9 protein-coding genes are annotated in these 13926 nt (G+C 47.7%); all 9 read left to right on the top strand.

Going from position 1 to position 13926, the window contains the following annotated elements; genetic code table 11:
- The 9 genes from ACZ449_RS09650 (at nt 1) to ACZ449_RS09610 (ending at nt 13926) form a co-directional block, all read left to right on the top strand.
- Entirely contained in the window at nt 1-1197 is a 1197-nt protein-coding gene (locus ACZ449_RS09650) for an efflux RND transporter periplasmic adaptor subunit (RefSeq protein ID WP_464260814.1), read from the top strand.
- Nucleotides 1194-4271, top strand: coding sequence for an efflux RND transporter permease subunit (locus tag ACZ449_RS09645; RefSeq protein WP_464260813.1), 3078 nt, complete (start codon nt 1194-1196; stop codon nt 4269-4271). The genes ACZ449_RS09650 and ACZ449_RS09645 overlap by 4 nt, the downstream gene beginning before the upstream one ends.
- A gap of 604 nt (nt 4272-4875) precedes the next feature.
- The gene (locus ACZ449_RS09640) at nt 4876-6018 is read left to right on the top strand and encodes a two-component system sensor histidine kinase NtrB (protein WP_464260812.1); all 1143 of its coding nucleotides are present in this window, start codon (nt 4876-4878) and stop codon (nt 6016-6018) included.
- A gap of 107 nt (nt 6019-6125) precedes the next feature.
- Nucleotides 6126-7337: a L,D-transpeptidase family protein gene (locus tag ACZ449_RS09635; protein WP_464260811.1), complete on the top strand. Its 1212-nt coding sequence runs from the start codon at nt 6126-6128 to the stop codon at nt 7335-7337.
- A 174-nt stretch (nt 7338-7511) separates the two neighbouring features.
- Nucleotides 7512-10154, top strand: a complete 2643-nt coding sequence (gene polA / locus ACZ449_RS09630) for a DNA polymerase I (protein WP_464260810.1) — start codon at nt 7512-7514, stop codon at nt 10152-10154.
- An 18-nt stretch (nt 10155-10172) separates the two neighbouring features.
- On the top strand, nt 10173-10997 hold the full coding sequence (gene mutM, locus ACZ449_RS09625) for a DNA-formamidopyrimidine glycosylase (protein WP_464260809.1): 825 nt from the start codon (nt 10173-10175) through the stop codon (nt 10995-10997).
- Between the two features lie 16 nt (nt 10998-11013).
- The gene (coaE, locus tag ACZ449_RS09620) at nt 11014-11613 is read left to right on the top strand and encodes a dephospho-CoA kinase (RefSeq protein WP_464260808.1); all 600 of its coding nucleotides are present in this window, start codon (nt 11014-11016) and stop codon (nt 11611-11613) included.
- 72 nt (nt 11614-11685) lie between these two features.
- Complete coding sequence (locus tag ACZ449_RS09615; RefSeq protein WP_464260807.1) at nt 11686-12255, top strand: lytic transglycosylase domain-containing protein; 570 nt, start codon at nt 11686-11688, stop codon at nt 12253-12255.
- Nucleotides 12256-12291: 36 nt separating this feature from the next.
- Nucleotides 12292-13926: a peptide ABC transporter substrate-binding protein gene (locus tag ACZ449_RS09610; protein WP_464260806.1), complete on the top strand. Its 1635-nt coding sequence runs from the start codon at nt 12292-12294 to the stop codon at nt 13924-13926.

Genomic DNA, 13926 nt, shown 5'->3' with positions numbered 1-13926 from the left:
ATGAGTAATGATTCTAGTGTAGGTTTTAGACAATGGAAGCGATTTAGTCCAGTACGTCTGGGCTGCTGCCCAAATGAAACCGGCCGCCGCTTTGCTTTGTTTGCCGTTATTGGTCTGTTGTCGTTTATATTGACTGCATGCAGCGGGACGGTACAGACGGATCCGCGTACACAGGCACCGTTGGTCAGGGTCGCAACTGTTCAAAACGCCGTATCGGCGCCCCGGTCTTTTACAGGAATTGTCGCTGCCCGGGTGCAGAGCGACTTGGGTTTTCGCGTCTCGGGCAAAGTGTTAGAGCGTCTTGTTGATACAGGTCAGACGGTCAGGCGCGGGCAACCGCTTATGCGAATCGATCCGACTGATCTGGGGCTGGCGGTGCAGGCGCAGGAAGAGGGGGCCGCGGCCATACGGGCGCGGGCGCGGCAGACGGCCGAAGATGAAGTCCGGTATCGCGCTTTACTGGCAACCGGAGCGGTGCCGGCCTCGACCTACGATCAGATGAAAGCGGCGGCGGATGAGGCTAAGGCGCAGCTCAGTGCTGCCACGGCTCAGGCTGAGTTAGCAAGAAACGCATCCGGCTACGCTATATTGTCCGCCGATGCGGATGGCGTCGTGGTGGAAACACTGGCCGAGCCCGGTCAAGTGGTGAGTGCCGGCCAGGTGGTGGTGCGCGTGGCGCATGCTGGACAAAGGGAAGCCGTCATTCGGCTGCCGGAAACACTGCGTCCCGCAGTGGGCTCCGTAGGCCGTGCAGTGCTCTATGGTAAGGAAGAACTGATTGTCCCGGTAAGACTCAGGCAGCTTTCGAACGCGGCGGATCAACTGACCCGTACGTTCGAGGCGCGGTATGTTCTGGAAGACGCGCTGGCTGATGCTCCTCTTGGCGCGACTGTTACCATTCAAATTGCTCAAGATCATGCGTTGCCACAAACCGACCTGCAGGTGCCAGCGGGCGCGCTGTTTGATCCGGGCGAAGGCCCGGGTGTCTGGGTGCTTGACGGCGATCCTGCCCGCGTCAACTGGCGCCCGGTGAAGATTCGGAGTTTAGATAATGAGGCCGTGCGTGTTACGGGTGATCTCAATGCTGGTGATCGCGTCGTCGCACTCGGTGCTCATCTCCTGCGTGAAGGCGACTTGGTGCGGGTGGCGGACGAAAAGGGGACTAATCCGGCTCCCAGAAGTGGGGGTCAGCTATGAGCGGCTTGAATTTGTCGGCGCTTGCCGTCCGTGAACGCTCGGTGACGCTGTTTTTGATCATCCTCATTTCCCTGGCCGGTATTATTGCTTTTTTCGAGCTGGGGCGTGCAGAAGATCCTGCCTTTACGATCAAGTCGATGACCGTTATCACAGCTTGGCCGGGAGCTACTGCCCAGGAAATGCAGGATCAGGTGGCGGAAAAACTGGAAAAACGTATGCAGGAACTGCGTTGGTACAATCGGACCGAGACCTATACCCGGCCCGGACTGGCGTTCACTACGGTGCACCTGCTTGACAGCACGCCGCCTTCCGAGGTACAGGAAGAGTTTTACCAGGCGCGCAAAAAGATAAGCGATGAGGTAAGCAATCTTCCTGCCGGCATCATTGGTCCTCTGGTGAATGACGAGTACTCGGACGTGACCTTCGCGCTGTTCGCCCTGAAGGCTAAAGGGGAACCCCAGCGTCTGCTCGTGCGGGAAGCCGAAACGTTGCGTCAGCGTCTGCTGCACGTAGCGGGAGTAAAGAAAGTGAATATCGTTGGCGAGCAGAACGAACGCATCTTTGTGTCATTTTCCCATGAGCGGCTGGCGACATTGGGGATTTCTCCGCAAGATATCTTTACCGCCCTCAACAATCAGAACGCCATCACGCCCGCCGGCTCCATTGAGACGGCCGGGTCGCAGGTTTTTATCCGCCTCGACGGGGCCTTCGACGAATTGCAGAAGATCCGCGATACGCCGGTGGTGGCTCAGGACCGGACTATAAAGCTGTCAGATATCGCCTCGGTCGAACGCGGCTACGAGGACCCGGCGACCTTCCTTATCCGCAGCAACGGCGAGCCGGCACTATTGCTGGGCATCGTGATGCGCGAGGGCTGGAACGGTCTTGACCTGGGCAAGTCACTGGATGAGGAGGTTGCGTCGGTCAATACCGGGCTGCCGCTGGGGATGAGCCTGACCAAGGTGACGGATCAGGCCGTCAACATTCGTTCGGCAGTTGACGAATTCATGATCAAGTTCTTTGTCGCTCTCGGTGTTGTGATGCTGGTGTGTTTTTTGAGCATGGGCTGGCGTGTGGGCATTGTGGTCGCAGCGGCAGTGCCGCTGACGCTGGCCACTGTATTCATCGTCATGGCTGCCACCGGCAAAAATTTCGACCGCATCACGCTCGGATCGCTAATTTTGGCACTGGGGCTTTTGGTGGATGATGCCATCATTGCCATTGAGATGATGGTGGTGAAGATGGAGCAAGGCTATGACCGCATCACCGCATCTGCCTATGCCTGGAGCCATACCGCTGCCCCCATGCTGTCCGGTACCCTGGTGACCGCAATCGGTTTCATGCCGAATGGCTTTGCCCGGTCTACAGCTGGTGAATACACTAGCAACATGTTTTGGATTGTGGGCACTGCGCTGATCGCGTCCTGGGTTGTTGCCGTCGCGTTCACCCCTTACCTGGGCGTCAAGCTGCTGCCGAAGATTAAGAAGATTGAAGGCGGCCATGCCGCCATCTACGACACTCCAAAATACAACCGTTTCCGCCGCCTGCTGGGGAGTGTCATCCGGCGCAAGTGGCTTGTTGCCGGGGCCGTGGTTGTTGCCTTTGTGTTCGCTATACTTGGCATGGGTCCAGTGAAGAAGCAATTCTTCCCGACCTCCGACCGTCCCGAGGTTCTGGTTGAGGTGCAGATGCCCTATGGCAGTTCCATTGAACGGACCAGCACCGCTGCGGCCAAAATTGAAGCCTGGCTGGCCCAGCAAGCTGAGGCGAAGATCGTGACTGCTTACGTGGGTCAGGGAGCGCCGCGTTTCTACCTGGCCATGGCGCCCGAGATGCCCGACCCCTCCTTTGCCAAAATCGTGGTGCGTACGGATAACCAGGATGAGCGCGAGGCACTGAAATTCAGGCTGCGCCAGGCCGTCGCTGACGGGTTGGCGCCGGAGGCGCGCGTCCGTGTTACCCAACTCGTTTTTGGTCCGTACTCGCCCTTCCCGGTAGCCTTTCGCGTTATGGGGCCGGACGCGGATACGCTGCGCGCCATTGCAGCCGAGATGCGGCAGGTGATGGATGCCAGCCCGCTGATGCGTACAGTCAACACCGACTGGGGATCGCGCACGCCTGTCCTGCACTTTACGCTTCAGCAGGACAGGCTGCAGGGTGTCGGCCTGACATCGAGCGGGGTCGCCCAGCAGCTCCAGTTCCTAATCAGCGGCGTACAGGTTACTCCAGTGCGTGAGGACATTCGCACGGTGCAGGTCGTTGCCCGCGCGGCGGGCGATATACGATTTGATCCGGAAAAAATCGCTGGCTTCACGCTGGCCGGGGCCGGCGGGCAGCGCATTTCGCTGCAGCAGGTGGGGAGCAGCGACGTGCGTATGGAAGATCCGATCCTACGCCGACGTGACCGCACACCGACGATTACCGTGAGCGGTGATGTTGCTGAGGGGCTGCAGCCACCAGATGTATCTACCGCCGTAATGAAGGATTTGCAACCGATCATCGAGAATCTGCCGCCCGGCTACCGGATTGAGCAGGCGGGCTCCATCGAAGAGTCGGGCAAAGCCACCAAGGCGATGTTCCCGCTGTTCCCGATTATGATGATGTTGACGCTGCTGACTATTATCCTGCAGGTGCGCTCTATATCGGCCATGATCATGGTATTTGCGACTAGTCCGCTGGGACTGATCGGCGTGGTGCCGACCCTGCTGCTGTTTCAGCAGCCGTTTGGCATCAATGCTCTGGTGGGACTGATTGCGTTGTCGGGAATCCTAATGCGCAACACGCTGATCCTGATCGGACAGATCCACACGAACGAAAAGGAAGGACTGGAGCTTTTCGAAGCCGTGGTCGAGGCGACGGTGCAGCGTTCCCGTCCGGTAATCCTGACGGCCCTGGCCGCGATTCTGGCCTTCATTCCGCTCACCCATTCGGTATTCTGGGGGACACTGGCCTACACTCTGATTGGCGGAACCTTTGCCGGCACGGTGCTGACGTTGATCTTCCTGCCTGCGATGTACGCCATCTGGTTTAGGATCAAGCCGAACATTGCAACGGATTCCAGAAAATTTCACTAGACAAACGATTGTCCTGTCAATGGGACTCAAAAAAAGGAGGAAAAAGCAATAGGTGCAACCTTTATAATTATCAATAAATTACATGATTAAAATCAGAAATAATAATTAAAAACGTTAAAATCTAAGAAATAGGATAATAATAGAGCCGTTACCCCTTAGCGTATGGGGAAACGGCTTTCCTCCTATAAAAAATTGCTTAGCATACGACTTCCGCGTTTTACTGGCGAGACTCCTAATATAAAGTATAACATTCCTGAATAGAACGACTTAGGGTGTTCTTATTGTATTGAATTTTTAATGGTATAAAATGGAAATAAAGCAAGTGATATTACAAATAATGGAAATTGATAAAACATATTACCTAACTGTGTTACGAATATCGTAGACAGTAATCGGGAAAAGAAGCAACATGTCGAATTAGGTAACTGAGAAAAGAGTAGGCAACCAAAGGGCTGGCTAGTGGTCTATGGGTAATTCGACAATTAATATTTGAAAAGTGTCGGTTTTTTACGAAAAGTAATTCGGTTAATTTGGCAGGAATTACAAAAATTTACAAGAATGTTTACCAGCATAAAGGAGTATGGTCAGTAGGAGGCGGTCAACAATGTCTGCAGCAGAAGCGCTCAACCGTAAAGTAGTGTATTTGCACGGAGAAGATGACGATCAAGATTCCATGGATACTACGACGGGGATTATTTTCCTTGATAACGAGCTTAGGGTAAAAAATTTAAACCATGAAGCTGAAAAGATTTGTGGAGTAGAGCGATCTCGGTCAATCGGCAGACGAGCAGATGATGTTTTTAAGCAACATGGCGATAAATTTTTACAAGCATTTCATTTAGAAGAGCAGGAAGATTTAAATACGATTCATTTAAAACTCAAAGTACAGGAGCAGTTTATCTATGCCCATATAGATACGCTCAAACTTCGGGGCGCTGCCGGACAAGCAAATGGCTTGATTGTTATTATCCAGGATTTATCAGCAGTCCGGGCGGCTATAAAACAAATACAAGTAACGCAAATGCTAATGTCGCTAGGAGAATTAGCGGCAGGGGTGGCGCATCATGTCAGGACACCACTTACTACCATCGGTGGTTATTTACAGGTAATGCTGGGCCGTTTGGAAGATGATCGTTATACAGTAGGACGTGATGTGCTAGAAATGATGCTAGACGAAGTATCTTCTATTAACAGCGTAGTAACAGAACTAATTTTGTTTGCCAAGCCGCCGATTAACAAAGAGGATAATGTTGATATAAACCGAATAATAGAAGAAGCATTGCTGTTGACCTTTAAACAGCTGGGTGGTGAAAAAATCGAAATAGATAAACAACTAGCTCCTAACTTGCCAGTGCTCAATGTGGATAGTAATTTAATTAAACAAGCCGTTGTGAATGTAATGGAAAACGCGATGGAAGCAATGCCAGACGAAGGTGTGTTGTCAGTAAAGTCTTGGATCAATTCTGAGCTTAATATGGTGGTTATTGCTATCGCCGATAGCGGCCCGGGGGTAAATCCCGAAATTCTGCCCCGGGTATTTGAACCATTTTATACTACAAAACTTGAGCATATGGGACTTGGGTTGCCTGTCGCTCATCGGATTATTGGCGAGCACGGTGGATTTATCAATATCAGCCCCGTTAATCTAATGAACACAGGTGCTTGTATCCATATGTATCTTCCCATAATTGATGAGCGCCATCGGCATTTACGGGTGGTACAGCAGCAGATACTTAATCTACAGTAAGGAGCATGAGACAATTATTATAAATATTACAAATAGGTGTAATACTGGGCCCCATATTCTTCATATTATGTTATTGCTACAAAAAATAATGTGAAGAAGGGATGCACGTGTTACTTCGGTTTCGTTCTTGGTTTACTATAGTTTTTTTCTTAGCGATCTTTAGTAGTTATTCCACAACAATAGCGCTGGCAGGACCAAGCATTACCGTGAATTTACCTAGCCGAACACTGGAACTATTGGTGGATGATACAGTAATAAAGGAATTCCCGATAGCCATTGGCAAGGCGTCGACCCCGACTCCTCTTGGTACGTTTTCTATTGTCTATAAGGATATAAATCCTGCATGGTATCCTCCAGATCAGCCAGGGAAGATAGTACCATCAGGACCAGATAACCCCTTGGGTTATCGCTGGCTGGGTATCTGGAATAATTATGGAATCCACGGTACCAATGCGCCTGATTCTATTGGCTATGCAGTCTCTAATGGCTGTATTCGCATGCAGGAAGCGGATGTGGAAGAACTTTTTGATTTAGTTAATTATGGCACACCGGTAAAAATAACCTATGACAGGATTAAGATTCGAACAAATGCCAAGGGTCAGGTATTGTTGGCTGTTTATCCTGATATTTATGGGTATAGCAGTATTGCAGTGCAGGATGTCAGAACGAAACTGAATCCGTACCGCCTAAACACATTGGTTACTGACAATTTATTACGAACAATGATTACTGATCCAAGTGATAATCAAGTAGTTATTGCTAATCAGTTTAAGCTCCAAGTTGGCGGCATATTACTTAAAGAGCATGGGTTAGCGGTGCAGAATGAGCAGTATGTTCCCATCTATGCGATTGCCGGAATGCTCAACAGACAAATAAACTGGGATGAGAAAAATAACGTTGTTCAATATGGATCAAATACTGTACCAGGTATTGTATTTGATGATGTGGTCTATGTATCTACAGGCAATCTAACAGTCTTATTTTCTTATAAGCCAACCTGGAAACTCGAAGAAAATACCTTGGTTTTTGCGAAACCGGGAGTTTTCTTAAATGATAAACCAATAAACCTTGAAGTACATAAGCTGCAGGGAATGGCAGCAGTACCAGTATTGCCGTTAGCCGAAGCCATCGGACGTAAAGTTAACTGGAATAAAGAGAAACAAATTGTAACGATAACAGATAGAGGGAACAGTGTAATCGTGCCGATTATTATGCTTGATAATGTGCCTTTCATCAAAATCACAAATATTAATCATTATTTTGCTGCCTATGTGTATTGGAATCAAAATGCTGATACAATAGAATTGAACTATCCTTAAAGAGAAAGTTAGTTAGAACCGAAATTGCCTTGTTGTGTAAGGAGGCAATTTCGGTTTTTCTACTTATAAATACATAAGACTGTACTATATTTAAGAAAATAGAGAAGGGATTTTAGACTTAATAGCCAATAAAAATAGATTGGACACAAAACTGGTGCATAAGGTGGTGGGCATATGTCTCAAAAATTCATTATCATTGACGGGAGCAGTTTGGTGCACCGTGCATTTCATGCTTTACCCATGCTGCGTACGGCCGACGGGCTGTATACCAATGCGGTGTATGGATTTACTACGATGCTTGTCAAATTGTTGACAGAGTATAAACCGGATTTAGTCGCTGTGGCATTAGATAAAAGCCGGGTTACCTTTCGGACAGAGGCCTACCAACAATATAAGGGTCACAGGCAAGCCACCCCTAGCGAGTTATCTGAACAGTTTCCACTGGTACGTGAACTACTTCAGGCACTGGGCATAGCTACTCTGGAGGAACAAGGCTACGAGGCTGACGATATTATCGGGACCTTATCGGAAAAGGCAGCCAAGCTGGGGTATGAGGTTCTGATTGTGACAGGTGACCGTGATGCGTTGCAATTGATAGGACCAGCAACCAAGGTGTTGCTTACTAAAAAGGGCATATCAGACACGGAAACCGTCGATGTGCCAGCGCTTAAAGAAAAATACGGTTTAACTCCGAGTCAGATGATTGATATGAAAGGCTTAATGGGAGATACTTCTGACAATATACCAGGCGTTCCAGGCATTGGTGAAAAAACGGCGCTCAAGCTATTGGGCGAATTCGGTTCAATGGAAAATGTCCTGGCTAATATTGATAATATCTCTGGGAAAAAGCTACAGGAGAATCTCCGGCAATATACCGAACAAGCCGTTTTATCCAAACAGTTGGCAACCATTGTTCGCGATATGAATATCAACTTTATTCCCGAAACCTTTGGCGTTACTCCAGCAAAACAAATTGTCAAAGAATTGTTTATCAAATTTGAATTTAAAAGCCTAATTAACAAAGTGGACACACTGTTTCCGGGAAACCAAGCACAAGATATTGCAACCGAGCCTTTGAACACGATTGCTTTTTTGTCGCCGGTTGTGCTTACTAGCCGCGTTGAGGTAAAGGAGCTGTATGCAAAAGCAAAAGAGCTGGAGAGAATCAGCTGCTATCCGCTCTCAGCAGGGAATTCGCCTTTAGCAGGACTGCTCGGTCTGGCGGTTACTTGTGCTGACAAAACAGTATTTATTCCCGCTGATTCCGAGGGCTGGGAGGTTGTTTTTGACCTGTTAGCTGATAGCAGTTTAATAATAGCTACCTATGACGTGAAGAAGATGTATCATATCTGCCAGTTACGAGGAGCTGTACTACAGGCGCAGATATTTGATGTTTTGATTGCTGCCTACCTGCTTGAGCCTACAGCCGCAACTTACCCGCTTGATGTTTTAGCGGAGAGATATCTAGGACAGCCTACTGCTTTGCCTACAGGGGATAAGCAGATGACGCAACGACCGGAATTTGCCAACTGGGCCAGCAAGGTTGTGGGGCAATTGCAGGCAAGTCTCGCCGTGGCACTGGCTGATAATGGTCTGGACAAGTTGTTCGAACAAGTTGAATTGCCACTTGTTGAGACATTATCAGCCATGGAGGTTACGGGAATCCGGGTTGATAGAGACTACTTGCGAGAGATGGCAGCAAGCATCGCCGCTAAAATTGAGCTGCTTATTAGTGAAATCTATCTGCTTGCTGGTGAGAATTTCAATATAAATTCTACGAAGCAATTGGGTGTGATTCTTTTTGAAAAATTGCAGCTTCCCATTATTAAAAAGACGAAAACTGGTTACTCTACTGACGCAGAGGTATTGGAAAAACTTGCAGGACGGCATCCACTTATTGACAAGCTGTTGGAATACCGAATGCTGACAAAACTTAAATCAACATATCTTGATGGCTTAGAGGTATTAATTCAGCCGGATACAGACAGAATCCACACTAGCTTTAACCAGATGGTTACGGCTACTGGCAGGCTGAGCAGCTCTGAACCTAACCTGCAGAATATTCCGGTTCGCTCTGATATGGGCCGTAAAATCAGGGAGTTGTTCATTCCTGGTGAAGGCTATCAATATATTATGTCTGCTGACTATTCACAGATTGAACTGCGTATCCTGGCCCACATGGCTGGAGATGCCAGTTTGTTGGAGGCATTCCGTTATAATCAGGATATCCATACTCGAACGGCATCCGAAGTTTTTGGTGTAGCGATGTCTGAGGTTACGCCAGAGCTACGTTCAAGAGCGAAAGCCGTCAATTTTGGTATTGTGTATGGTATCAGTGATTATGGTTTGTCGCGGGATATCGGTGTTAGCCGGAAAGAAGCTGCTCAGTATATTGACAGCTATTTTGCCAAATACCAGGGAGTAAAACGCTATATTGACGAAAGCGTTGCCAGTGCTCACCGGGATGGCCATGTAACTACGCTGTTTGGGCGTCGCCGTCAGCTGCCTGATATCAATAGCAGTAACTTTAATCAGCGCTCCTTTGCTGAACGTACAGCAATGAACACTCCTATCCAGGGGGCAGCGGCTGATATCATTAAAATAGCTATGAATAAGGTTTACTTTGCTCTTAATGCCGCAAAGCTGAAGAGTCGGCTGTTATTACAGGTACATGACGAATTATTATTGGAAGTACCGGCAAAGGAACTCGATCAGGTTGCTTCACTTGTAAAACAAGCTATGGAGCAAGCGGTAGAACTGACGGTACCGCTGGTGGCCGATGTTAAAACCGGCCGTAATTGGGCCGAAGCTAAGTAAAAAAAGGGGGGATGCACTATGCCGGAAATGCCGGAAGTCGAAACAATCCGCCGGACGCTTGCGGACAAGGTCGAGGGGCGCAAGATTATTCGCGTGGATATTGGGTTGCCCCGCCTGGTAAAATGGCCGACAGCACCTGAATTTCAGGCTGTCCTTACAGATAGAACTATTCGGAATTTGGCGCGACGCGGCAAGTACCTACTTTTTTATCTTGATAACAATTTTGTGCTTGTTGTTCATTTACGGATGACTGGACGTTTATGTTATATAACACCAGAAACCAAACAGGATAAGTTTACTCATATCTTATTTAACCTTGATAATGGGGATACTTTGCTATATGCGGATACACGTACGCTAGGAACTCTCTATCTGATGCCAGAAGAGGAACTGTGGCGCATTGCCGGTCTGTCCTCAATGGGGCCTGAGCCATTGTCAGCCGAATTCACAGTGGAATATTTTACGGATATGCTAAGTAAACGCCAGGCTAAAATAAAGTCGGTGCTGCTTAATCAGAAGCTAGTTGGCGGCCTTGGCAATATTTATGTGGATGAAGCCTTAGCAATTGCCTGCATTGATCCGGAACGGATAGCCAGCAGTCTTACCACGCAAGAGGCACGCTACCTTCACCAGGCAGTTAACCAGGTTATTGCTGACGCCATAGCACATGGCGGCACTACCTTTCGTGACTATCGTGATGGAGTCGGCCAGAGTGGCAGCCATCAGCGGTATCTGCAGGTTTATGGACGAACCAACGAGCCTTGTCAGCGCTGCGGCGGGCTTATTGCCCGTAAGGAAGTAGCTGGGCGCGGTACACACTACTGTCCTAACTGCCAGAAGTAGCTGAAAGGATAAAGCTATGTATTTAATTGGATTAACTGGCGGGATTGCCAGTGGTAAAAGTACAGTAAGTCAAATGCTTAGAGAGTCAGGGGCGTTTATTGTTGATGCAGATAAGCTTTCCCGGGATATTACACAGCCTGGAAAACCAGCCTGGCGGGAAATTATAGAAAAATTTGGCCAAGATCTTGTTCAGGATAATGGCCAAATTGACCGCAAACGACTGGGACAATTAGTATTTGCCAACAAACAGGCCCGGGCTGAATTGGAACAAATTACGCATCCGCGTATTGAAGCAGCAGCAATCGCTGCTGTCAATGCCGCCACTGCGGGCGGTTTTGATGTGATTGTGCTTGATGCCCCCCTTTTGATTGAAGCAGGGTGGCATACTAAGGTCGACGCTGTATGGATAGTTTATGTTGATGAACAGACGCAGCTCACTCGCTTAATGTCGCGTGACAATAGCAGTGAGCAGGCTGCGCTCGCTCGCATAAATGCCCAACTGGCGCTTACGGAAAAGCTGAAATACGCCGATGTTGTTATTGATAACAATAACACTATCGAAACTACCAAAAAAAATGTGCTAAAATTTTGGAATGAGATGACGAGAAAGCAGTAAGATAAGTGGTATTTTTTTTAGATAGTACATATAGTTGTATACAGTGATTATTCTTATTACGGAGTGATTTTATTGCGTATCTGGACTTGGCTGAAAGTCCTGATGATTGGTCTGTTATTAACTGCCACAGGAATATATGCTGTATTCACCAGTGATTGGTTTCAGAAGAAGTATATGTATCCGTTATTATATCAGGAAGCCGTCTATACCTATGCACTGGAACGAGATATTGATCCCTTTCTAATCGCCGGTGTTATTCGAACAGAAAGCAAATTTAGTAGTCAAGCCCGTTCGCCCAAAGGGGCCTTAGGATTGATGCAGATTATGCCGGAAACCGGCCGGTGGATTGCCGAACAGCTTGGTGAACAGGAGTACAGGACCGCTGATTTAACAGATCCGGATATAAACATTCGGTTTGGCAGCTGGTATTTGTCTTCTTTAAAAAAAGAGTTTGGTGGCAATGAGGTATTGGTTCTTGCCGCTTATAATGGCGGTCGCGGGAATGTAAAACAATGGATTGTACGCTATGGCTGGAACGAGGATTTTGACGATATTCAGCAAATTCCTTTTAAAGAGACTAGAGAGTATGTAGAAAAAGTACTGTACAGTAAGAAAAAATATATAGAATTGTACAGTAGATAAATTTTGGGGAAATTGAACGAGGAGAATTTATCATAAATGCGTAAGCTAATGATCCTAGCGTTGGCACTATTCATTGTTGTAAGTGCAGGATGTAGTTCCAAGGAAAATGTTTTGACTCCAGAAAAGAAAAAGACTGCTATCCAGCAGGGCGGTCAGCTCAAGTATGGTAGTTTGAATGAACCTAACACGCTTAACCCACTGATTTCTGATCTTTTGGCTACAGCCGAAGTAGGTAAACTGGTATTTAGCGGTTTGGTGGTTGCTGGGGAAAATGGAGAGTGGATTCCTGATTTAGCGGCTGATGTGCCAACAACTGCCAATGGGGGCATTACTGCTGATGGTCGTATAGTAACGTATCACCTGCGACAAGGGGTAACCTGGCATGACGGCGTAGCTTTTACTGCCGAAGATGTTAAGTTTACCTGGCAGCTTATTATGAATCAAAAAGCAAATATTGTGTCAAGAGAAGGTTACGATCGGATTAGTTCGATTGAGACTCCAGACAAATATACTGTTGTAGTTAAGTTTCGAGAGTACTACGCACCCTACATGATGTTGTTTGGTACAATATTACCAAAACATAAGTTGGAAAATGCCGGCGACCTCAACAAAGCACCTTTTAACAGGGCACCGATCGGTACAGGTCCGTTTAAATTTAAGGAATGGCAGGTAGCAGAGGCTCTTATTTTTGATGCCAACCCTAATTATTACCGTGGCAAACCCGTTCTAGACAGTATTGTTTATAAAATTGTTCCCGAACAAAGCCTCTTGCTTACGCAACTGAAAAATGGGGAATTGGATATTGCCAGTAATATTGCTTTTTCTAATTTGGAGCAAGTCCAGTCCATAGAGGGGATGCGGGCAGTTATCAGGCCAACTAATGTTTGGGAGCATATGGATTTTAATCTTGATAATGTCTTATTCCAAGATCCGCTGGTGCGAAAAGCCATTGCGACTGCTATTGACCGCCAAGCTATTGTTAATGATGTACTTAAAGGGGTTGCTGCTCCAGCCTATGGTGACCAGTCGCCCTTATCCTGGGCATACAAGCCGCTGCAGCAGCCATCGAATCGAGATGTGAATGCCGCCCGTGAATTATTGGCGCAAGCTGGCTGGACTCCCGGGCCTGATGGGATTATGGTCAAAGCTACGAAAAAACTGGCATTCACTCTTGCTGCGCCTAATGGTAACAGACAACGAGAACAAACGGCGCAAAAAATTGCTGAACAACTTAAAGAAGTTGGAATTGCCGTTACAGTGCAACCGATAGATACACAACTGTTTTTTAGTGACGTGTTAAAGAACCGCCGTTTTGAAACAGCCATTTATGCCTGGGTTGCCAGTAGTGATCCAGACAACCTCAACCTCTGGCACTCGCGAAAAATCCCCAGTCGTGCGAATGGGGCTGAAGGCCAGAACTATCCTGGTTGGCGTAATCCGGAAATCGATAAGTTGACAGAACTTGGGATAAAAACAGTAGATATGAATGCCAGAAAAGAAATTTATTTTCGTATCCAGGATATCCTTAGGGAAGACTGTCCTGTTGTGCCGCTATATTTTAGAGGCAATATTGATGCAGCAAAAGTATCAGTAGCTAACTATCAACCAAACCCTACCCCGGCAGGTAATTTTGGGAATGTATGGCAGTGGGGGTTTGCTACTGCCAAGTGA

This window comes from Desulfosporomusa polytropa, assembly GCF_055380075.1.
Note: the sequence above shows the minus strand (reverse complement) of the source record. Positions and strands in the feature narration are given on the sequence as shown.